General features: G+C 73.6%; 17 protein-coding genes and 1 pseudogene. 2 read left to right on the plus strand and 16 right to left on the minus strand.

Annotated elements, in window-relative coordinates; genetic code table 11:
• The 16 genes and pseudogenes from RMN56_RS04140 to pcaF all read right to left on the minus strand — a co-directional run bounded on the left by RMN56_RS04140 (nt 1) and on the right by pcaF (nt 20,275).
• A complete protein-coding gene (locus RMN56_RS04140) occupies nt 1-3,663 on the minus strand; it encodes a SpoIIE family protein phosphatase (protein WP_313724644.1) in 3,663 nt (1,220 codons plus the stop codon).
• A 116-nt stretch (nt 3,664-3,779) separates the two neighbouring features.
• Nucleotides 3,780-4,538 carry a gamma-glutamyl-gamma-aminobutyrate hydrolase family protein gene (locus tag RMN56_RS04145; RefSeq protein WP_313722515.1) on the minus strand — a complete coding sequence of 253 codons (759 nt, stop codon included), beginning with the start codon at nt 4,536-4,538 and terminating at the stop codon, nt 3,780-3,782.
• A complete protein-coding gene (locus RMN56_RS04150) occupies nt 4,535-5,302 on the minus strand; it encodes a 3-oxoacyl-ACP reductase (RefSeq protein ID WP_313722516.1) in 768 nt (255 codons plus the stop codon). Before RMN56_RS04150 ends, RMN56_RS04145 begins: the two co-directional genes overlap by 4 nt.
• A gap of 1 nt (nt 5,303) precedes the next feature.
• Nucleotides 5,304-6,659 carry an aldehyde dehydrogenase family protein gene (locus RMN56_RS04155; RefSeq protein ID WP_313722517.1) on the minus strand — a complete coding sequence of 452 codons (1,356 nt, stop codon included), beginning with the start codon at nt 6,657-6,659 and terminating at the stop codon, nt 5,304-5,306.
• Between the two features lie 38 nt (nt 6,660-6,697).
• A complete protein-coding gene (locus tag RMN56_RS04160; RefSeq protein WP_313722518.1) occupies nt 6,698-8,062 on the minus strand; it encodes a glutamine synthetase family protein in 1,365 nt (454 codons plus the stop codon).
• Nucleotides 8,063-8,397: 335 nt separating this feature from the next.
• Nucleotides 8,398-8,847 (minus strand): iron chaperone, encoded by a 450-nt coding sequence (locus RMN56_RS04165; RefSeq protein ID WP_313722519.1) that lies wholly within the window; start codon nt 8,845-8,847, stop codon nt 8,398-8,400.
• Between the two features lie 285 nt (nt 8,848-9,132).
• The gene (locus RMN56_RS04170) at nt 9,133-9,543 is read right to left on the minus strand and encodes a pyridoxamine 5'-phosphate oxidase family protein (protein WP_313722520.1); all 411 of its coding nucleotides are present in this window, start codon (nt 9,541-9,543) and stop codon (nt 9,133-9,135) included.
• A gap of 33 nt (nt 9,544-9,576) precedes the next feature.
• Entirely contained in the window at nt 9,577-10,233 is a 657-nt protein-coding gene (locus RMN56_RS04175; RefSeq protein WP_313722521.1) for a response regulator, read from the minus strand.
• Entirely contained in the window at nt 10,230-11,399 is a 1,170-nt protein-coding gene (locus RMN56_RS04180; protein ID WP_313722522.1) for a sensor histidine kinase, read from the minus strand. The genes RMN56_RS04175 and RMN56_RS04180 overlap by 4 nt, the downstream gene beginning before the upstream one ends.
• 8 nt (nt 11,400-11,407) lie before the next feature.
• On the minus strand, nt 11,408-12,481 hold the full coding sequence (locus RMN56_RS04185) for a DUF418 domain-containing protein (protein ID WP_313722523.1): 1,074 nt from the start codon (nt 12,479-12,481) through the stop codon (nt 11,408-11,410).
• A gap of 211 nt (nt 12,482-12,692) precedes the next feature.
• The gene (locus RMN56_RS04190) at nt 12,693-14,270 is read right to left on the minus strand and encodes an amino acid permease (protein ID WP_313722524.1); all 1,578 of its coding nucleotides are present in this window, start codon (nt 14,268-14,270) and stop codon (nt 12,693-12,695) included.
• A 287-nt stretch (nt 14,271-14,557) separates the two neighbouring features.
• The gene (locus tag RMN56_RS04195; protein ID WP_313722525.1) at nt 14,558-15,304 is read right to left on the minus strand and encodes an MBL fold metallo-hydrolase; all 747 of its coding nucleotides are present in this window, start codon (nt 15,302-15,304) and stop codon (nt 14,558-14,560) included.
• Nucleotides 15,305-15,352: 48 nt separating this feature from the next.
• Nucleotides 15,353-15,853 carry a DUF456 domain-containing protein gene (locus RMN56_RS04200; protein WP_313722526.1) on the minus strand — a complete coding sequence of 167 codons (501 nt, stop codon included), beginning with the start codon at nt 15,851-15,853 and terminating at the stop codon, nt 15,353-15,355.
• Nucleotides 15,854-15,966: 113 nt separating this feature from the next.
• Nucleotides 15,967-18,108 (minus strand): annotated as a pseudogene (locus RMN56_RS04205) (putative bifunctional diguanylate cyclase/phosphodiesterase); the annotation flags it as partial.
• A 6-nt stretch (nt 18,109-18,114) separates the two neighbouring features.
• Nucleotides 18,115-18,933 (minus strand): SAM-dependent methyltransferase, encoded by an 819-nt coding sequence (locus tag RMN56_RS04210; protein ID WP_313722527.1) that lies wholly within the window; start codon nt 18,931-18,933, stop codon nt 18,115-18,117.
• Nucleotides 18,934-19,069: 136 nt separating this feature from the next.
• Nucleotides 19,070-20,275, minus strand: a complete 1,206-nt coding sequence (gene pcaF, locus RMN56_RS04215) for a 3-oxoadipyl-CoA thiolase (RefSeq protein ID WP_313722528.1) — start codon at nt 20,273-20,275, stop codon at nt 19,070-19,072.
• A gap of 108 nt (nt 20,276-20,383) precedes the next feature.
• Here pcaF and RMN56_RS04220 point away from each other — a divergent pair, with 108 nt between their 5' ends.
• Together RMN56_RS04220 and RMN56_RS04225 are read left to right on the plus strand one after the other, a co-directional pair.
• Nucleotides 20,384-21,349: a glutathione S-transferase family protein gene (locus RMN56_RS04220; protein ID WP_313722529.1), complete on the plus strand. Its 966-nt coding sequence runs from the start codon at nt 20,384-20,386 to the stop codon at nt 21,347-21,349.
• Nucleotides 21,342-21,956, plus strand: a complete 615-nt coding sequence (locus tag RMN56_RS04225) for a DUF998 domain-containing protein (RefSeq protein WP_313722530.1) — start codon at nt 21,342-21,344, stop codon at nt 21,954-21,956. Before RMN56_RS04220 ends, RMN56_RS04225 begins: the two co-directional genes overlap by 8 nt.
• Nucleotides 21,957-22,055: the final 99 nt, after the last annotated feature.

A 22,055-nucleotide genomic window follows, 5' to 3' on the forward strand; every position in this document is an offset into this window, starting at 1 on the left:
TCAGTCCGCCAGCCGGCGGCGCAGGACCAGCTCGGTGCCCGCGTCCGTGCGGGTCACGGTCATCTCGCCGAGCGCCTGGATCAGCGCCAGTCCCCGACCCCGGAAGGTCGAGCCGGTGGACTCCTTCCACCGGCCGCTGTCCCGGACCGTCGCGGTCACCGTCCGGTCCTCGATGGTCACCTCGACGCCGATCGTCGGCTCCGCCGGCGCGACCGGGTGCTCGATGGCGTTGGCGGCGGCCTCGGAGATGGCCACCGTGAGGTCGAACAGGTCGGTCTCGCCGACGTGGTGGGCGATGAGGAAGTCCTCCAGCCGCTTGCGCAGCACGCTGAGCCGGGTCGGGTCGGCCGGCAGCCGCAGCGCGAAGCGGTTCAGCTCGGTCGCCTCCAGCGCCAGCACGGCCACGTCGTCGTGCCGGGTCCGCCCGGCGACCCGCTCGACCACCGCGTCGACCAGGTCGGCCACGTGCTCGCCCCGGGTGATCGCGTCCGCCCGGAGCTGGCCGAGCCCGGCGTCGATGCCGGCCCGCCGGTCCTCGATCAGCCCGTCGGTGTAGAGCAGCAGCCGGCCGCCGGGGGCCAGCGCGGCGTCGACGGTCCGGTACACCGTGCCGGGGATGGCCCCGACCGGCGGCCCCAGCGCGCGATCGTGCAGGAACACCGCGTGGCCCCGGCGGATCAGCAGTGGCGGCGGGTGGCCCGCGCTCGCGTACCGCAGCCGGCCGGTGCGCGGGGAGAAGCGGAGGCAGACCACGGTGGCGAACGAGCCGCCCTCGGTGGAGCCGACCAGCCGGTTGAGCCGGGTCAGCGCCTCACCCGGGTCGTAGCCCTCCAGCACGTACGCCCGCAGCGCGTTGCGGAGCTGGCCCATCGCGGCGGCGGCCCGCACCCCCTTGCCGACGACGTCGCCGATCACCAGCACCAGCTCGTCGTCGGGGGTGCCGATCACGTCGTACCAGTCGCCGCCGATCTCGACCTCGGCGCTGCCCGGCAGGTAGCGGCTGGCCACCACGGCCCCCGGGAGCTGCGGCAGCGTACGCGGCAGCAGGCTGTGCTGGAGGGTCGTGGCGATCCGGTGCTCGGCCTCGTAGAGCCGGGCGTTCTCCAGCCGCACGCCGACCAGCCGGGCCAGCTCGGTGAGTGCCGCCTGCTCGGTGCTGCCGCCCTCCCGATGCCAGACCCGCAGCTCGCCGAGCTGCTCGTCGGTGGTGCCGGTCAGCGGCAGCACCACCGAGGGCTCCGCGGAGGAGTCCCCGCCGCCGTCCGCCTCGTAGCGGGCGCCGGTGGCCGTGACCACCACCCGGGCGGCCTCGGCCACGCCGAGCGCGTGCCGCGCGGCGACCCGCACCACCTCGGCGGTGGACCGGGCGGTGTTGATCGCCACCGCGGCGTCGGCGAGCGCCCGCAGCCGGCGGATGATCTGGCCGCGGAGCTGGCCCAGCTCCACGTTGGCCCGGACCCGGGCGATCAGCTCCTGGCTGGAGAAGGGCTTGGTGAGGTAGTCGTCCGCGCCGACCGAGAGCCCGGCGACCTCCTCGGCCGCGCCGGCCCGGGCGGAGAGCAGCACGATCGGCACTCCTCGGGTGGCCGGGTTGGCGCGCAGCGCGGTGACCAGCCCGAAGCCGTCCAGCCGGGGCATCATGACGTCGGTCAGCACCAGGTCGAACGGGGAGTCGAGGGCCAGCCGCAGCGCCTCCACGCCGTCCGGCACGGTGACCACCTCGTACGCCGGGGAGAGCAGCCGGCTCACGTGCTCCCGCAGGTCGGCGTTGTCGTCGGCGACCAGGATCCGGCCCGCGCCGCCCGGCGCCTCCACCGGCTCCGGCAGCCCGCCCGGCCGCGCCACCTCGTCGGTCCAGAGGGCGGTCTCGGCGACGTACAGCCGGGCCTGCTCGGGCTCGGTCAGCGGCACCGGGTCGAGGGTGGCCACCCGCTCGGCGGGCAGGTGCGCGTACCCGAACGGCACCCGCACCGTGAAGGTGCTCCCCCGGTCGACGACGCTGTGCGCCTCGGCCGTGCCGCCGTGCATCTCGACCAGTTCGCGGACCAGGGCGAGGCCGATGCCGGTGCCCTCGTGGGTACGGGACCGGGCCCCGGGCACCCGGTGGAACCGCTCGAACACCTGGGGCAGCTCCTCCGGCGCGATGCCCACCCCGGTGTCGGTGACCTCCAGCACGGCGGCGCCGTCGCGGGCCTCGGCCCGGACCCGGATCTCGCCGTCGAAGGTGAACTTGACCGCGTTCGACACCAGGTTGAGGACGATCTTCTCCCACATGTCCCGGTCGACGTAGACCGGCGCGGGCAGCGGCGGGCAGTCCACCACCAGGCGCAGCCCGGCCCGCTCGGTGACCGAGCGGAAGGTGCTGGCCAGCCGGGCGGTGTAGTCGGCCAGATCGGTGGGCTGGTAGCGGGCGGCCAGCCGGCCGGACTCCAGCCGGGAGAAGTCGAGCACGGTGTTGACCAGCTTGAGCAGCCGCAGCGCGTTGCGGTGCATCATGGCCAACCGGTCGAGGTACGCGTCGGGCAGGGCGCGGTCGGCGAGGAGGTCCTCCAGCGGCCCGAGCACCAGGGTGAGCGGGGTGCGGAACTCGTGGCTGACGTTGGCGAAGAAGTTGGTCTTGGCGCGGTCGAGGGCGGCCAGCTCGGCGGCCCGGGCCCGCTCCTGCTCGTACGCCCGCTGCTTGCCGACGGCCCGGGAGATCTGGGCGGCGACCAGGTCGGCGAAGTGGCGGTAGTCGTCGGTGAAGGGCAGCCGGCGGGCCACCCCGAGCAGCAGCACACCGGCCGGCTCGTTGACGGCGGTGAGCGGCAGCAGCAGCGCCCGGTCGGCCGCGTCCGGCGGCACCACACCGAGCAGGTCCGCGGTGGAGACCCAGCGGGCCTCGTCCGGGGTCTCGCCGGAGCGGAGCGCCGGCGGTCCGCCGGTGACCCGGCCCGGGTCCAGCCCCCCGCAGCCGGCCAGTACCGCGGTGCCGGCCTCGTCGTGCAGCCAGACGGCGCTGAACGGCACGTCGGCCCGGTGCGAGTCGAGCACCCGGGCGGCGGCCCGGCCCAGCTCCACGGTGCTGCGCACGTCGGCCAGCTCGGTGCCCAGCTCGGCCAGCGCCCGCAGCCGCCGCTCGCCGACCACCCGCCCGGTGGTCTCGTTGACGAAGCAGAACACCCCGCTGACGCTGCCGTCGGCGTCCCGGATCGGGTCGTACGAGATGTCGAAGTAGACGTCCTCCAGGAAGCCGTGCCGGTTGAGCACGAAGGGGTGATTCTCGCCACGGTAGGGCGTCCCGGTGCCGTGCACGCCCTCGAGCAGCGGCCCGAGCACGTCCCAGGTCTCCGCCCAGTGCTGGCGCGCGGACTGGCCGAGGACCGCCGGGTGCTTGTCGCCGATGGTGGGCCGGTAGGCGTCGTTGTAGAAGGCCAGGTGGTCCGGGCCCCAGAACAGCACGATCTGGGCCCGCGAGGAGAGCATCGTGCTGACCGCGTGGCTGAGCGCGGGCGGCCAGGCGTGCGGGGCACCGAGCGGGGAGCCGGACCAGTCGAAGCCGCGCAGCCGCTCCCCCATCTCGCCGCCGGCGGCGAACGCCGCGGTCAGCAGTGGAGGAAGGTGCGCCTCCCCGGTCCCCGAGGACGAACGATCGACGTCCCCGCCCCCCTGGGCCGAGCCCATGCAGCCTCCCGCGCCGGCCATGTCCACGACGACCGGCGCGATCACGCCGGTCGTCCCCGCCTACTACCCCGACGGATGAGCAACGTAACGCATGCCGCCAGTCAGACGCTGGTTACCTACGCCTCATCCTGACGCAACCGGTGGCCGGCGGCGAGTCGAGCGGGCGCGGGGGCGGCCGAGGCGGCGCCGGACGCCGCGCAGACCAGGGCGGCCACCGGTCGGGGATCGGCGTCGTTCTCCGGGTGCCACTGCACACCGAGCAGGAAGCGCCGCGCCGGATCCTCGACGGCCTCCACCACCCCGTCGTCGGCCCAGCCGGTCACGGCCAGGCCGCCCGGGTCGGCCACTCCCTGATGGTGGTACGAGTTGACCCGGTCCACCCCGGCCATCACGGCCCCGGCCAGGCTGCCGGCGGCGAACCGGACCGGATGCGACCCGTACACCCCGGGGGCGGGGCGGTGGCCGTCGTGCCCCACCACGTCGGGGAGGTGCTGGTGCAGCGTGCCGCCGTAGGCCACCGCGAGCAGCTGCATGCCCCGGCACACGCCGAGCACCGGCAGGTCGGCGGCGAGCGCGGCGGTCAGCAGCGCCAGCTCGCCGGCGTCCCGGTCCGGCCGGCTCTCGGTGCGCGGGTCGGGCGTGGCGGCGTACCGGTCCGGGCCGATGTCGGCGCCACCGGCCAGCAGCAGCCCGTCCAGCACCCGCAGCACCTCGGCGTCGGCGTCGTCCGGCGGCAGCACCACGGCCCGGCCGCCGGCCGCGGTCACCGCCCGGACGTACGCCTGCGGCACCAGCGTCGCCGGCACGTCCCGCCACACCGCCCAGCCGGCCGGCTCGACATACGCGGTGACGCCGATCAGCGGCCGCCGGCTCATAGCGGTGTCACGTAGGCGCCGGTGATCCCGCCGTCCACCACGAACTGCGCGGCGGTCATGAACGAGGCGTCGTCGCTGGCCAGGAACGCCACCGCGGCGGCGATCTCCTCGGGATTGCCGAACCGGCCCATCGGCACGTGGACGAGGCGGCGGGCGGCCCGCTCCGGGTCCTTGGCGAACAGCTCCAGCAGCAGCGGGGTGGCCACCGGGCCGGGGCAGAGCGCGTTGACCCGGATGCCCTCCCGGGCGAACTGCACGCCCAGCTCCCGGGTCATCGCCAGCACCCCGCCCTTGCTCGCCGTGTACGCGATCTGCGACGTCGCCGCCCCCATCAGCGCCACGAACGAGGCGGTGTTGATGATCGAACCCTTGCCCTGCCGGCGCATGTGCGGGATGGCGTACTTGCAGCACAGGTAGACGCTGGTGGTGTTGACCCGCAGCACCCGCTCCCAGGCGTCCAGCCCGGTCTCCAGGATCGAGTCGTCGTCCGGCGGCGAGATGCCGGCGTTGTTGAACGCCACGTCCACCCGGCCGTGCCGCTCGGCCACCCCGTCGAAGAGCTCCCGGACGGCCGCCTCGTCGGCCACGTCGGCGGCGACGAACTCGCCGGCCACCTCGTCGGCGGCCCGCTTGCCCGCCTCGGCGTCGATGTCCACGCAGACCACCCGGGCCCCCTCGGCGGCGAACCGCCGCACGGTGGCCAGGCCGATGCCGCTGCCCGCCCCGGTCACCACGGCGACCCGGTCCTGAAGCCGTCCCTGCATCTCACTCCTCCGTGCTGATGAACACGTTCTTGACGTCGGTGAAGGCGTGCAGCGCGTCCGGACCCAGCTCCCGGCCCAGGCCGGAGCGCTTCATCCCGCCGAACGGGGTCCAGTAGCGCACCGAGGAGTGCGAGTTGACGCTGAGGTTGCCGGACTCGACGGCCCGGGCCACCCGGACCGCGCGGCCCACGTCCCGGGTCCAGATCGAGCCGGAGAGGCCGTACTCGGTGTCGTTGGCCAGGCGGATCGCGTCCGCCTCGTCGTCGAACGGGAGCACCGAGACCACCGGGCCGAAGATCTCCTCCCGCCAGTGCCGGTCGGCCGGGGAGTCGGCGAGCAGCACGGTCGGGGCGTACCAGAAACCGGCGCCGTCGGGGCGGTCGCCCGTGAAGGCCACCTTCGCCCCGTCGACGTACCCGGCGACCCGGTCCCGGTGCCCGGCGGAGATCAGCGGGCCCATCTCGGCGCTCTCGGCGGCCGGGTCCCCGACCCGGAACCCGCGCACGGCCGGTTCGAGCAGTTCCAGGAAGCCGTCGTACACCGGGCGCTGGACCAGGATGCGGGAGCGGGCGCAGCAGTCCTGGCCCGCGTTGTCGAAGACCGCGGCCGGCGCGGTGGCCGCCGCCTTCGCCAGGTCGGCGTCGGCGAAGACGAGGTTGGCGGACTTCCCGCCCAGCTCCAGCGTCACCCGCTTCACCTGGGCCGCGCAGCCCGCCATGATCCGGGTGCCGACCTCGGTGGAGCCGGTGAAGCAGACCTTGCGGACCGCCGGGTGGGTGACGAACCGCTCGCCCACCACGCCGCCCTGACCGGGCAGCACCGTGAACACGCCCTCCGGCAGGCCGGCGTCGAGGGCCAGCTCGGCCAGGCGGAGCGCGGTCAACGGGGTCAGCTCGGCCGGTTTGAGCACCACCGTGTTGCCGGCGGCGAGCGCGGGGGCGAAGCCCCAACCCGCGATGGGCATGGGGAAGTTCCAGGGCACGATCACGCCGACCACGCCGAGCGGCTCGTGGAAGGTGACGTCGAGCCCGCCGGGAACCGGGATCTGGTGTCCGGTCAGCCGCTCCGGCGCGCCCGCGTAGTAGTCGAGCACGTCCCGGACGTTGCCGGCCTCCCAGCGCGCGTTGCCGATCGTGTGGCCGGCGTTGCGCACCTCCAGCAGCGCCAGCTCCTCCCGGTGCGCGTCGACCACGGCGGCGAACCGCCGCAGCAACCGCGCCCGGTCCCCCGGCGCCACCGCGCGCCACGTCTCGAAGGCCGCGGCCGCCCGCTCGATGGCCGCGTCCGTCTCCGCGAGCGAGGTGGCCGGCACCTCGCGCAGCGGCTCACCGGTCGCCGGATTGATCACCTGGGTCACACGCCCACCCTTCCCCTGGCGGCGCCCCGAGCGCAAGGTCAGAGGCGTTCGAAGCCACGCACCAGCTCCCAGTCGGTGACGGCGGCGTCGAAGGCGGCCAGCTCCACCCGCGCGTTGTTGGCGTAGTGGTCGACCACCTCGGCGCCGAACGCCTCCCGGGCCGTCTCCGAGGACTCCCACAGCCCGAGGGCGTCGCGAAGCGTGCCGGGCACCCGCTCGGCCCCGGCGTCGTCGTACGCGTTGCCGCCGCACTCCTCGCCCAGCTCCAGCTCCCGCTCGATGCCGTGCACCGCCCCGGCGACCAGCGCGGCGATCGCCAGGTACGGGTTGACGTCCGCGCCGGGCACCCGGTTCTCCACCCGCATCCCCTGGCCGTGCCCGACCAGCCGCAGCGCGCAGGTGCGGTTGTCGGTGCCCCAGCGCAGGGCGGTCGGGGCGAACGAGCCGGGCTGGTAACGCTTGTAGGAGTTGATGTTGGGGGCGAACAGCAGGCTGAACTGGCGCATGGTGGCGAGCAGCCCGGCCAGCACCCGCTGCCCGGTGACCGACAGGTGCGCCGGCCCGTCGCCGAGCATGGCCGAGCGGCCGTCGGCGCCGCGCAGCGAGAAGTGGATGTGGCAGGAGTTGCCCTCCCGCGCGTTCGGCTTGGCCATGAAGGTGATCGACATGCCCTCCTGGGCGGCGATCTCCTTCGCCCCGTTCTTGTAGATGACGTGGTGGTCCGCGCAGGCCACCGCCTCGTCGTAGCGGAAGGCGATCTCGTGCTGGCCGAGGTTGCACTCACCCTTGGCGCTCTCCGGGGTCAGCCCGGCGCCGGCCATCTCGGTGCGGATCCGGCGCAGCAGCGGCTCCACCCGCGCGGTGCCGAGCAGGGAGTAGTCCACGTTGTACTGGTTGGCCGGGGTCAGCTCGCGGTAACCGCGCCGCCAGGCCTCCTCGTACGAGTCGCGGAACAGCACGAACTCCAGCTCGGTGCCGGCGTACGCGGTCAGCCCGTGTGCGGCCAGCCGGTCGAGCTGCCGGCGCAGGATCTGCCGGGGCGAGGCGACCACGGGACCCGAGCCGTCCAGCCACTCCAGGTCGGCCAGCAGCATCACGGTGCCGGGCTGCCAGGGCACCCGGCGCAGCGTGTCCAGGTCGGGTCGCATGGCGAAGTCGCCGTAGCCGCGTTCCCAGCTCGACATGGCGTAGCCGTCGACGGTGTTCATGTCGACGTCCACGGCGAGCAGGTAGTTGCAGCCCTCGCTGCCGTGCGCGACCACCTGGTCGAGGAAGTAGGGAGCGTGGAAGCGCTTGCCCTGGAGGCGGCCCTGCATGTCGGTCAGCGCGAGCACCACCGTGTCGATCTCGCCCTCGGCGACCGCGACGCGCAGTTGTTCCAGCGTGAGCGGAGCTTTCCTCATCAGCGCGTCTCCATCCCCAAGGTCTACTGCCAGAACCGGATCACCGTCAATGCCCGTTCCGGACACCATGGCAAACGCAATCGGGCGAGGGTGGAAGCCGGGTCAGTCGCGGGCGCGCGCCCGGGCGAGGAAGCGGTGGTGCAGGTCCGGGACGTGGTCCGGAGTGAGCCCGGCCAACTGCTCCGTGGCCTCGGTCGTCAGCCCGCCGAGGTAGACCAGCAGCCCGGTCCGATTTCCCCGGTACTCGACGAGCAGCGCGAGCCGGGCCGGCTGGCAGGGCAGTCAACCGACCCCCGTGGGCTGATCCCTCACCGCAGCAGCGATCGTGGCAACGGTCAGGAGACCGCGGCCTTCACCAGCGCGACGACCTTCTTCTCCACCGCGGGGCTCCACTTCTGGAGCGCGTACGACACCGGCCACAGATCCCCGTCGTCGAGGTTGGCCGCGTCCTGGAAGCCCAGGGTCGAGTACCGGTAGTTGAACTTGCCCGAGTCCTGGAAGAAGACGACCACCTTGCCGTCCGCGTTCGCGTAGGCCGGCATCCCGTACCAGGTCTTCGGCGACAGCTCCGGGGCCGCAGCCGTGACGGTCGCGTGCACGCGCTCGGCGAGCGCACGGTCCTCGGGCGCCATCTGCGCGATCCGATCGAGGAGCGCCTGCAGGTCGTCGGCCTTCTTGGCGCCCTTCTTGCCCTCGGCGCGCAGCTCGGCGGCGCGCTCCTTCATCGCGGCGCGCTCCTCAGCGCTGAAGCCATCGGCCGTGGTGTGGGAATTCTTCGCGGACATTCTCGGGCTCCCATTCGCTGTTCAGGCTCGTCGTCCTGCCGGCTGCCTGGGAGAAGGCTAGGCCCACCGGCACCCGGGAGCTTCTCGATTCCTGATCGGTTCGCAGGCCCCGCTCGCTGGGCGCAGGGCCACGTCAGACTGACGGCATGAGGGACCACGACACTCGTCAACCAGACCGTCACGCACGTCTACCGCTTCGTCGATCACCTCGTCGCGGAGATGGAGATCCTTGAGTGACGGCGGACGTTGCCCGGCTCCCGGGCGGCCTCCTCCGGCGCCGTCACCTCACTGCGCCGTGCCCGCGAGAAGCCACCGTCGGACGGGAATCTCCAGCAGTACCCGGTCACCCTCCTGACTGACCGGCTCCGTGACGTCCCATCCCCCGTACTTGCTGGCGAACGCCTCCACGACCTCGGTGGGAAAGTCGCCGCGGCGCAGATGGGCGACGCCCTCGGCGACGACGGGAGCGGCCCCGTCCTCCAGGGCCAGGGACACCCTCGGGTCGGCCGCGACGTTCCGGGCCTTGACGCTGCGGCCGTCGCAGCCGATCCACCAGACGCCGTCGGCGTAGACGAACCAGACGGGTGTCACGTGGGGAGAGCCGTCGCGCCGCAGGGTGCACAGCCACACGTTCGGCTCGTGGGCCAGTCGGGCCTCGACGTCGGTCGGCAGTGGTGTCGAGCGAGGGGAGGTCACCCACGCAGTGGATCACATCCGTCACCTCCCCGGTCAGGTCTCGGTCACCAGCCGGTTCTCCCAGGCCCAGGCGGCGATCTCGGTGCGGTTCCGCAGTTGCAGCTTGTCCTGGATGTTGGCCACGTGGGCCTTCACCGTGCTCAGCGAGATGAACAGCTCCTGCGCGATCTCCTGATTGGTGCGTCCCCGGGCGAGGCGCCTGATCAGCTCGATCTCCCGCTCGGTCAGCGGCGGGGCAGGCGGGCGCGGCGAACGGACCGCGATCGGCCCGAACTGCTTCAGCAGCCGCATCGTGACCGACGGCGAGATCATCGCGTCACCGGCGTGCGCCGCCCGCACCGCCTCGGCCAGCAGGGCCGGCCCGGAATCCTTGAGGATGAATCCGACCGCTCCCGCCCGGAGCGCGCCGTACACGTACTCGTCCAGGTCGAAGGTTGTGATGATGACGACCCGCATCGGGTCGCGTACGGCGGCGCCGGCGAGCGCGCGGGTCACGTCGACGCCGTCCAGTCGTGGCATCTGGAGGTCCACCAGGCAGACGTCCGGGCGGAGGTCCCGGGCGAGGCTGATGGCCTCCGGGCCGTCACCGGCCTCGCCGACCACCGTGATGTCGGGCTGGCTCTCCAGCAGCAGCCGGAGGCCTCGGCGGACGATCGCCTGGTCCTCGGCGATGAGCACGCGGATGGTCATGACCCTCCCGGTGCGGGGATGGTGGCCTCGACCGTCCAGCCGGCCGGTGTGCCCGGACCGGCGCTCAGCTCACCGCCGAGGGCGGCGGTTCGCTCGCGCATGCCGACCAGGCCGTGACCGGCGGGGCGGATGACGCGGCCGGGCTGTCCGTCGTCGGCGACGCGGAGCCGGATGGTCCGCCCGTCGTGGGCGAGCGTCACGGTGACGGTACGGGCGTCGCGCGCGTGCCGGGCCACATTGGTCAGCGACTCCTGCACGATCCGGTAGATGCCGACCGTGGTCTCCGACGGCCAGTCGGCCGGCACGGGGCCGTCCGGCAGGTGGAGGTTCGCGCGGATGCCGGTGCCGTCGAATCGCTCGACGAGCTCGGCCAGCGAACCGGGCACGGGCGCGATCTCCGGCTCGTCGTCCCGCAGCAGCCGCACGACCTGCCGCAGGGAGGCGAGCGCCTGCGCGCCGGCCGTCTCGATCCCGGTGAGGGTGGCCCGGGTCGTGGGCGGGTCGGCGTCGGTGGCGAGCTGCGCGACCTGAGCCTGGATGATCAGGCCGGTGAGGTGATGGGCCGCGACGTCGTGCAGGTCCCGGGCGAGGGCCAGCCGTTCGGTGCGCCGTATCCCGTCGACCAGGGCCCGACGCCGCGCGTCGCCGAGCCGCCGCCACAGGCCCACCGCTACCGCGACCGCCCAGCCGGCCACCGCGACCTTCGTGGCCGTTGTCGCGTTCGGGATGTCCTGGGCCAGGTAGGTGGCGTACCTCTCGATGGTGCCGGCGGCGACCACCCCGGAGCCGGCGGCGACCGCGACGCCGCCCGGACCGGGCAGGTGACGCACCGCGGAGGCGACCACCACCAGGAGCGCGAGGCAGGCGATCGGGGCGGGTTGGCCCTGCCGGCCGTGCCGCCAGTCGACCAGCTCGGCGACGGCGCACAGGCCGATCGCCACCGCCGCCGCCCGACCGGGGAACCGTCGTCGCAGCAGCGCCGCCCCGCACACCGCTGCCGTGACCAGCAGGAACACGGCACCCACCGGCCAGGCCGGGCGGCGACTCAGCACCGCCGCCGTCTCAAGGGCGACACCGGCGGCGAGCAGGACGCCGAACGCGGCCTCGACCAGCACGCCCGGCAGGCCGGGCCGGCGCAGGGCGCTGCGCCTGCCAGCGAGAATCATGATGCCTCTCATGCCGGGTCCGCCGCGGCGCCTCGTCGTCGGGAACGCCGCAGCGGCGGCCGCTGCCACCACGTCACCCCACGCCACAGCCACTCGACCGGCCCCTGGTGGCACCGGCGCAGCCAGACTACCGACCAGCCCCACTGGACGACGAGGACCGCAGCGGCGACCGCGACCACCGCGCCGACCGGCCAGCGGTCCGCGTCGCCGACCACACCGGAGATCGCCAGCACGAGGACCGTCGCGGTCAGGTAGTTCGTCAGCGCCATCCGTCCGAGCGGCCGGAACACGGCGGTCAACGGCCCGGCCAGCCGAGTCCTGAGCAGCAGCAACAGCCCGCACACGTAGGCGCCGGCGGTCAGCAGCCCGGCCGCCGGGTAGGCGATCCTCGCCGCGGTGCTGTCCGTGTCCGCGCGCAACTGGATCACCGTCGCGGGCACGGCGGCGAGAGCGAGGACCAACCCGCACACCGCCGTGGTACGGGGACCGGAGCCGATCCTTCTGACCACCCCGTACCTGGTCAGCGCCGAACCGAGCAGGAACAGGCCGGGGACCACCGTGTACCCGCCGCCGAGCAGGGTCACCGACAGCACGATGAGGACCCCGGCGGCGATCGCCACCACGCGTCGGGGCAGCCACGTGGAGGGCAGCAGGACCAGCAGGCCGAGCACCGCGTACACGGTGAGGATGTCGCCCTTCCACAACAGCACGAAGTGGAGCAGACCCACGGCCAGCAGCGCCAGCATCCGGCGCAGCAGCACCACCCGCGGCTGCCGGGCCCGCGCCCGCGCCGACTCCAGCAACAGCGCGAAGCCGACGCCGAACAGCAGCGAGAAGATCGGAAAGAATCGCTGGTCGACCAGCAGATGCAGCACCGTCGCCGCCGTCGTCTCCGGCAGGTGCGCGGTGCCGAGTTCGCCGCCGCGGTGGGCGATCGGCTTCACGTTCGCCAGCAGGATCCCGCACAGGGCGAAGCCCCGGAGCACATCGAGCGCCACGATGCGCTGCCGCGCCCGGGGCGCGGCGGGTCGTGGCCGATTGCCGTCGATCGTGCCGACGTCTCCCACACCGTTCCATGACATGCCCCGAGCCTGGCCGCGCGACCGTCCCGGCCCCTCGGCCACAAGTCCACACCGGCGCCCGAGCCGTCGTACTTTCGGCCATTCCCACGGGGTCGGGACCGGGATGATTGGACCTGGTTGACCCGCAACTCTTCGCAGGTCAGGGGTGCGGCAGCCCCGACCCCCGGCGCTCCCCGCCGGCGCCGGGTGATCCGGCGCCGGCGGGGAGGGGTCAGGCCGGTTCGTCGGCCGGCGCTGGGCGCTGTTCCGGCACGTCGACGGTGCGGCGGGGGCCGGTGAACCACTTCCGGGCCGAGGCGTACCACCAGACGGCCACGCCGAGCAGCACCCCGCCGATGGCGAGCGGCGCGTAGTTCACGGCCGTCCAGGTGAAGTCCGCGTTCCCGGGCACGCCGGCCGGCACGATCGGCAGCACGAAGTAGACACTGATGATCGCGATCTCGATCACCGCGACCCAGCCGAGCAGCTTGTACCGCCGGCCCAGCGTCCACGGGCCGGGGACGAACCGGTCCCCCAGGCGCAGCCGCAGGAAGATCGGGATGAGGAACGACAGGTAGAGGCCGATCACCGCGACCGAGACCACCGCGTAGAAGGCGACCGGCACGCCGGCCTTCTGGTAGAGCGCGGGTAGGGTGAGCACCAGGCCGGCCACGGTGGCCGCGATGATCGCGTTGACCGGGGTGCCGTTGCGGTTCACCCGCGACCAGAGCCGCCAGCCCGGCACGGCGCGGTCCCGGCTGAACGCGTACGCCATCCGGGACATCGAGGTCACGCAGCTCATCCCGCAGAAGAACTGGCCGATGGTGGAGATGATGATGACGGCCTTGAAGAAGAACGGGGTCAGCGCGGACTCGAAGATGGCGCCGGAGAAGCCGCCGGCGGAGTTGATCGCGTCCACGTCGGTGGCGGCGAAGAGGAACGCGAGCAGCAGGATCCACCCGCCGACCGCGGAGTAGAAGATGGACCGCCAGAGGCCCTGGGCTGCGGCCTTCGAGGCGCCGCGGGTCTCCTCCGAGACATGCGCGCAGGCGTCGAAGCCGGTGATCGTGTACTGGGTGAGCAGGAAGCCCAACGGCAGCACGTAGAACCAGAAGGTGAGCCCGCCGGTGTCGCCGTCGCCGAAGCCGGAGTTGTTGAACCGCTCGGTGAAGACGAACCTGAAGCTCTGGTGGTCGTCGGGGACCAGGAGCAGGATGAGCACCACCGCGGCCGCGCCGGCCACGTGCCACCAGACCGAGACGTTCTGGAGTACGTCGATGATGTGGTGCCCGTAGATGTTGATCAGCCCGTGCAGGGCGAGGATCACCACGAACAGGCCGAAGGTCTGGTGCGCCGTGCCGGCCCAGCCGTCGAAGAGCGCCGACAGGGTCAGGTTGAGGAAGGTGGCGCAGCCGTAGTCGACCGAGGCGGTCACGGCCACCAGGCCGATCAGGTTGAGCCACCCGGTGAACCAGCCGTGCACCGGCCGACCCATCGTGGCGGCCCACCAGTAGATGCCCCCGGCGGTCGGGTAGGCCGACACCAGCTCCGCCATGCAGAAGCCGATGATCAGGATGAACATCGAGATGATCGGCCAGCCCCAGGAGATGGCCACCGGACCGCCGTTGTTCCACGCCTGGCCGAAGGTGGTGAAACAGCCGGCCAGGATCGAGATGATCGAGAACGAGATGGCGAAGTTGGAGAAGCCGCTCCACTTGCGGTGCAGCTCCTGTTTGTAGCCGAGCTCGGCGAGCCGTCGGGCGTCGTCGTCCATCGGTTGCTCGGCGGTCGGCGCGGGCGTCGTGGCCACTGCACACCTCCTCGAGGTGGATTCCCCGGTGCGAGTGGGCAAAGTGTGATCCCGCCGATCAAGGCGGTCAATACGGCAGCCGTGGGAATCTCACGGCCGGCACGGCTAATTGCGTTGCCGCGCCGGCCCGTTCCGGGGCATCCTTGAGCCCGTGACCAGGCCCGATCGCGACGGGCCGACCGCCGGGCGCTCGGCACCGCCCGGCCCGCGACGGCGCGCGGCGTCCACCTCTCTCTCACTGAAGTACGGCGGTTCGCCGTACCCCCGGACGCCCGCGCCGTCGCTCCCTACCTCCCGACCGGGAGCACCAGGCCCGGCACGGCGACGTCCACCGGCCCGGCGTACCCTCGCCGCGCCGCCGCGACCGCCTCCGCCGGGTCGGTACCGGGCCAGAGGTGGGTGAGCAGCACGCGCCGCGCCCCGGCCTCAGCCGCATACCGGCCCACCTCGGCGGCGCTGGACAGGTTGTCGACGTGCCGGTCCGGGATCTCCACCGGATACGTCGCCTCGGCGATCAGCAGGTCCGCGTCCCGGGCCAGCTCGACGAGGTCGGGGCTGCTGCCCGTGTCCCCGGTGTAGGCCAGCACCGCGTCCCGGCCGGTGAACCGGGCGCCGACGTTGGGCACCCAGTGCGGCAGCGACCAGGTGTCCACCCGGAACGGCCCGAGGTCAAACGCCTCGCCTGGCACGAGGGCGGCCAACCGGTACGCCCCGTCGACCAGGCCCGGTTCGTCCACGGCGAGCAGGCGGTCCAGGGCCCCGGCGGGCGCGTACACGGGCAGCGGCGGGCCGGCCCGGTCGGCGAGCACCCGGGCCCGCAGCAGCGGTTGCAGGTCGGCGCAGTGGTCCGGGTGGCCGTGGCTGACGTACACGGCGTCGACCTGCGCCGCGGGGATGCGCGCCAGCAGCGGTTGCACGGTCGCGTACCCGGGGTCGACCAGCAGCCGGAAGCCCGCGTGTTCGACCAGGAAGCCGGAGCACGACTGCTCGGCGGTGGGCCAGGCGCCGAGCCCACCGAGGACGGTGATCCGCACGCGTACGACCCTAGCCGGCGGAAGCGGCGGAACACCGCCCCGAGCCGCTCAGGTCAACAGCAGCCCGGCCACCCAGAGCACGGCGATGACGAGCCCGGCCAGGAACTCGACCAGCATGGACAGCCCGGCCGCCTTGAGCGCCTGCACGGTGGCCGGCCAGGCGAGCTGGTTGCTGCCCAGCCGCAGCCGTTCCGCGCCCCAGATCCCGCCGACGAAGCCGATCGGCAGGCCGACCACCGGGATGACGAAGAAGCCGACCAGGCCGAGCAGACCGCCGGCCAGCAGCGACGAGGTGGGCACGCCGGTGCGTTTCAGGTTCCGCCCCGGCCAGAGGTACTTGACCACGCCCCCGCCCACGGCGACCACGGTGGCGGCGGCCAGCACCGCCCAGCGGCCCGGCCCGGCGTCGCCGAAGAGCGCCCACACCAGCACGCCGCCCCAGCAGAGCGGCAGCGCCGGCAGCCCGGGCACCAGCACCCCGGCCAGCCCGGCCAGGATGGCCAGCGCGGCCACCACCGACACCACCGCCTGCGAATCGCTCAGGCTCACCGCGTCTCCTCCCCGGCCGCGCGGAGCCGCGCCCGCCCCGCCCGCTGCTCCGGAAGGTGAGAAGGGGACCCTTCTCTACCTGAGGCGTTAAGAAGGGGCCCCTCCTTCTCAGCCAGGCGGGCGCGGATGTCGGCCGCGGGCATCGGCGAGCCGAACCAGCGGCCCTGCCCGGTGTCGCAGCGCAGCGACCGCAGCCGCTCGGCCTGCTCCTCGGTCTCCACCGCCTCGGCGGTCACCCACAGCTCCAGCGCGTGGGCCAGCCGGACCAGCGCGTCCACGATCCGCTCGTCGCGGTGGTCGGCAACAACGTCCGTGCCGTCGCCCCGGATCCCCTCGACGAACGGGCCGGCCAGCTTCAGGCAGTGGATCGGCAGCCGCCGCAGGTACGCCAGGTTCGAGTAGCCGGTGCCGAAGTCGTCGATGGCCAGCCGGATCCCGAGGTCGGCGAGCTGGTGCAGGGCACGCAGCGGTTCCCCGGCGGTGCCCATCACGGCGCTCTCGGTCAGCTCCAGCTGCAGCAGCTCGGCGGGGAGCCCGGTGTGCTGCAACGCCTCGGCGACGGTCTCCACGATGGCCGGGTCGTCGGCCTGCCGGGCGGCCAGGTTGACGTTGACCATGAGCCGCGCCTCCGGGTACGCCCGCCGCCAGCTCTCGGCGTCCCGGCACGCCTGGCGGAGCACCCAGGCGCCGAGCCGGACGATCAGGCCGGTCTCCTCGGCCAGCCCGATGAACCGGTCCGGCCCGAGCAGCCCCAGCTCCGGGTGCTGCCAGCGGACCAGCGCCTCCACCGCCACCATGGCGCCGTCGACCAGCGAGACGATCGGCTGGTAGTGCAGCACGAACTCGCCCCGGTCCAGCGCGGCGGGCAGGTTGGAGGCCAGCGCCGACCGGGCGATGTCGGCGGCGCTGCGCTCCGGGTCGTAGACGGCCCAACGACCCCGCCCCTCGGCCTTGGCCCAGTAGAGCGTGGTGTCGGCGGCCTTCATCAGCTCGGAGACGCTGGTCTCGGCGGCCGGGCACTCCACGATGCCGATGCTGGCCGACACGGCCAGCTGCTGGTCGCCGACGTGCACCGGGGCGGAGACGGCGGCCAGGGCCAGCTCGGCCACCTCCACCGCGTCGTCGAGACCGCCGTCGGAGTCGACCAGGATGACGAACTCGTCGCCGCCCATCCGGGCGACCAGGTGGCCGCGGCCCGACACGCAGTCGGCCAGCCGGCGGCCGATCACCTTGAGCAACCGGTCCCCCAGGTCGTGGCCGAGGCTGTCGTTGATCGCCTTGAAGCCGTCCAGGTCGATGAAGCAGAGCCCGACCCGCTGCTCCGCTTCGGCGGTCTCGAAGACCTGCCCGAGCGTCTCGAAGAAGAGCGTCCGGTTGGGCAGGCCGGTGAGCGGGTCGTGCAGCGCCTGGAAGCGCAGCCGCTGCTGGAGCTGGTAGCGCTCGGTGATGTCCTCGATCATCGCCACGGTGAACCGGGGGCGTCCGTCGTCGTGGCGGATCAGCGAGACGGCCAGGTCGGTCCAGACCACGCTGGCGTCCTTGCGGTAGTAGCGCTTCTCCACCCGGACGCTGTCCCGTTTGCCCACGACCAGCTCCTGGTAGAGCTCCCACATGCCGGCGGCGTCGTCGGGGTGGAACAGCCCGTCGACGGTCAGCTCCCGCAGCTCGGCGGCCGTGTAGCCGAGCATGTCCGCGAAGGACTGGTTGACCTCGATGATCCGCCCGTCCACACCGGCGATGCCGATGCCGATCGCCGCGCCGGTGAAGACCGCCCGGAACCGCGCCTCACTGTCCCGCAGCGCCTGCTCCACCGCGTCCCGGGCCTGCCACGCCGAGCGGGCGATCCGCTCCTGCTGGCTGAACACCCGGTCGCGCAGCGCCCGGCCGAAACCGGCGGCGAACGCGCCCTGCATGGCCGCGATCCGCTCCCGCACCTCCGGCAGCTCCACCTGGGCGGGCAGCACCCAGGACAGGAAGCGGTCGCCGAGCGCCCGCACCGACCAGTCGAGCACCCCGGGCTCGGTGAGGTGCGCCTCGACCAGGGCCCGCCCGACGTCCTCCGCCGGCTGGGCGGAGAACGTCGGGGCGAGCAGCGCCCGACCGAGGCGGACGGTGTGCACGAGCAGCAGCCGCTCGGTCTCGGCGGCGCTCAGCGGGACGAACCCGATGCGCCGTACCGACCGGGCCCACTCGGCGGCGTACGCCGCGGCGCCCGGCCGGCTGAGGTCGCCCCCGTCGGGGTCCGGGGCGCGCATGTCGGGTCAGCCGGCCGTCCGGTCGTGCCGGGCGACGCCGCCGAACGCCCCGAACCGCTCGGGGTGCTCGTCCACGTCCGACGGCGAGTCGGGCCGCCACAGCGGCATGTGCACGACGCCCGGTTCGAGCACCGTCCAGTCGCCGAAGAAACCGGTGATCTCGGCGCGCGAGCGCAGGGTGATCTCGGTGGCGGTACGCGCCGACAGCCGCTGCGCGTCGAGCATCTCCTGCGGCTGGTCCTCGAAGGTCGAGTGCGAGATGACCAGGAAGCTGCCGGGCGCCGCGGCGGCCCGCAGGGTGGCCAGGATGTCGCCCGGCCGGTCCTCGTCGGGGATGAAGTGCACCACCCCGGCGAGCAGGATGCCGACCGGCCGGTCGAAGTCGATCAGGCCGCTGGCCCGGGCCTGGTCGAGGATCAGCTTCGGCTCCCGCAGGTCGGCCAGGAGGGCGGTGGCCCGCTCGTTGCCGGCGAGCAGCTCCCGGCTGTGCGCCACGGCCACCGGGTCGATGTCGACGTAGACGATCCGGGCCTCCGGGTTGGCCGCCTGGGCCACCTCGTGCACGTTGCCGACCGTGGGGATCCCCGAGCCGATGTCGAGGAACTGGTCGATGCCGGCGTCGAGCAGCACCCGGACGGCCCGGCGCAGGAACTCCCGCCCGGAACGCATGGTGGCCGCCAGGTTCGGCGTCATGGCGGCGATCTGCTCGGCGAGCTGCCGGTCGATCTCGAAGTTGTGCGCGCCGCCGAGGAAGTAGTCGTAGACCCGGGCGGCGCTGGGCCGGCTCAGGTCGATCTCGGCGGGAAGTCCGTCCGGCGTCTGCATCGCTCGGTCCCCCAGGTCGTCGCCGCGCGGGCAGCCCGGCGACCGGGCCGACCCGCGGCATGGTGTGGTCCACACCACTCTAGGCGGGCACACCCGCGAGCGGGAGATCCACTTTCGACCGTGGGCCCGCCCGCCGTCAGCCCGCCGACTCCAGCAGCAGCGAGATGCCCTGCCCGACGCCGATGCACATGGTCGCCAGGGCCCGCCGGCCACCTCGGCGGCGCAGCTCCAGCGCGGCGGTGAGGGCCAGCCGGGCGCCGCTGGCGCCGAGCGGGTGGCCCAGCGCGATGGCCCCGCCGTTCGGGTTGACGTGCTCGGCGTCCTCGGGCAGCCCCAGCTCGCGCAGCACCGCCACCGACTGGGCGGAGAACGCCTCGTTCAGCTCGATCACGTCCACCTCGGCCAGGCCGAGGCCCTGCCGGTCGAGCAGCTTGCGGGTGGCCGGGACCGGCCCGATGCCCATGATCCGCGGCGGCACGCCGGCCGCCGCCGCCCCGCGTACCCGGGCCAGCGGGCTGAGGCCGTAGCGCTCGACGGCCGCCGCGGAGGCGACCAGCAGGGCCACCGCGCCGTCGTTGACGCCGGAGGAGTTGCCGGCCGTCACCGTGCCGCCCTCGCGGAACGGGGTGGGCAGCGCGGCGAGCTTCTCCAGCGAGGTCTCCCGGGGGTGCTCGTCGGCCTCGACCAGCTTCGTCTCCCGCTTGCCGGCCGGCACGGTCACCGGCACGATCTCCTCGGCCAGCCGGCCGTCGGCCTGCGCCTTGGCGGCCCGCTGCTGGGAGCGGAACGCGAACTCGTCCTGCGCGGCCCGGTCGACACCGAAGTCCGCGGCGACGTTCTCGGCCGTCTCCGGCATCGAGTCGATGCCCCACCCCTTCTTCATGAGCGGGTTCACCAGCCGCCAGCCGATCGTGGTGTCGTAGACCTCGGCGGTGCGGGCGTACGGGGTGGTCGCCTTCGGCATCACGAACGGCGCCCGGCTCATGCTCTCCACCCCGCCGGCGACCAGCAGGTCGGCCTCCCCGGCCACGACGGCGCGGGCGGCGGTGGCGAGGGCGTCCAGACCGGAGCCGCAGAGCCGGTTGACCGTGCTGCCCGGCACCTCCTCGGGCAGCCCGCCGAGCAGCGCCGCCATCCGGGCCACGTTGCGGTTGTCCTCGCCGGCCTGGTTGGCGCAGCCCAGGATCACGTCGTCGGTGCGGGCCCAGTCCACCGAGGGGTGGCGGGCGACCAGCTCGCGGATCACGTGCGCGGCCAGGTCGTCGGGGCGGACCCCGGCGAGGGCGCCGGCGTACCGGCCGATCGGGGTGCGGACACCGGCCACGAGGTATGCGACGGTCATCGGCGCTCAGTCCTTCGGGGGTGGACGGGGGTGGTGAGGGGTCGCCCGCCGGGTCGCGGGGACGCCCGGCGCCAGGATATCCGCGCCCGGAACGGATAGGTTGGCCGCATGGCCCGGGCCCAGTTCAGCGCAGAGACCGCCGGCGGCGGTGCGTTCGTCCGCCAGCCCAACCGGTTCACCGGTCGGGTCACCCCGCACTCCACCTCCCCCGAGGGCGGCGGCCCCGACGACCTGGGCCGCTGGCCGCTGGAGGCGGGCCGCTACCGGCTGGTCTGGTGCCGGGCCTGCCCGTGGGCGCACCGGGCCCGGATCGTGCGCGGCCTGCTCGGTCTCGACGAGGTGATCTCGCTGGGCACGGTCGACCCGATCCGGGACGAGCGGGGCTGGCGGTTCAGCCTCGACCAGGACGGCTTCGACCCGGTGCTCGGCATCGGGTTCCTCAGCGACGCGTATCTGGCCACCGACCCCGACTACACCGGCCGGGTGACCGTGCCGGCGCTGGTCGACACGCTGACCGGCCGGGTGGTCACCAACGACTACCCGCAGCTCACCCTCGACTTCTCCACCGAGTGGCGGCGGTTCCACAAGCCGGGCGCGCCGGACCTCTACCCGGTCGAGCTGCGCCCCGAGATGGACGCGCTCATGGCGGAGATCCACCGGGACGTCAACAACGGCGTCTACCGGTGCGGCTTCGCCACCTCCCAGGAGGCCTACGACGAGGCGTACACGGCGCTGTTCGCCCGCCTGGACGCGCTGTCGGAGCGGCTGTCCGGGCAGCGCTACCTCATGGGCGGGCAGCTCACCGAGGCCGACGTGCGGCTGTTCACCACGCTGGTCCGCTTCGACGTGGCGTACCACGGGCACTTCAAGTGCAACCGGCAGAAGCTGACCGAGATGCCGGTGCTCTGGGCGTACGCCCGGGACCTGTTCCAGACCCCGGGGTTCGGCGAGACGGTCGACTTCGACCACATCAAGCGGCACTACTACGCCACCCACGAGATGATCAACCCGACCCGGATCGTGCCGCTCGGTCCCGACCTGTCCGGCTGGACCACGCCGCACGGGCGTGGCTGACCCCGGCGTCCTCCGGGCCGCCGCGGCGTCCGCCGCCGTCGGCTGCACCCTGGCCGGGGTGGTCGCCGTGACGGTCGCCGTGGCCGCCGGTCCCGGCCCGGGCCTGGCCGGGTACGTCAGCGAGGCCGGCGTCACCGACGGCGCGTACGCCGGGGCGTACCGGATCGGGGTGTTCGCCCTGGCGGCGGCGCTGCTGCTGCTCGCCGCGGCGCTGTCCCCGGCGCTGCGGGCCGCGGCCGGGCTGCTCGTGGCCGGCGCGGCCGGCACGGCGCTCTCCGGGGCGGTGACCTGCTCCACCGGCTGCCCGCTGCCGCCGTTCGAGGCCGCCACGGTGGCCGACCTGGTGCACGGCGGGGCGAGCATCGGGGCCACCGCCGCCGTGGTCTTCGCCATGCTGGCGGTGTTCCTGCAGCCGGCGGCGGGGCGGGCGCTGCGCCGGGTCGCCGGCGTGGGCGCGGCCCTGGCGCTGCCGCTGTCCGGGGCGGTCGGGCTGGCCATGCTGCTGGTCGGGCGCGGCGGCCTGGTCGGGGTGCTGGAGCGGCTGCTGCTCGCCGTGGCCGCCGGGTGGGGTCTGGCCACCGCCGCGGTGCTGGGCCTCCGCAGGTAAGGAAGGGCCCCTTGTTAACGGATTCGGTATAGCAGGGGGCCCCTCCTAACCGGGCCTGTAAGGAGCGTCACGCCGGTCGGTCCTTCCGGCTGGGAGCCG

The organism is Micromonospora halotolerans (assembly GCF_032108445.1).
Classification (GTDB): domain Bacteria; phylum Actinomycetota; class Actinomycetes; order Mycobacteriales; family Micromonosporaceae; genus Micromonospora; species Micromonospora halotolerans.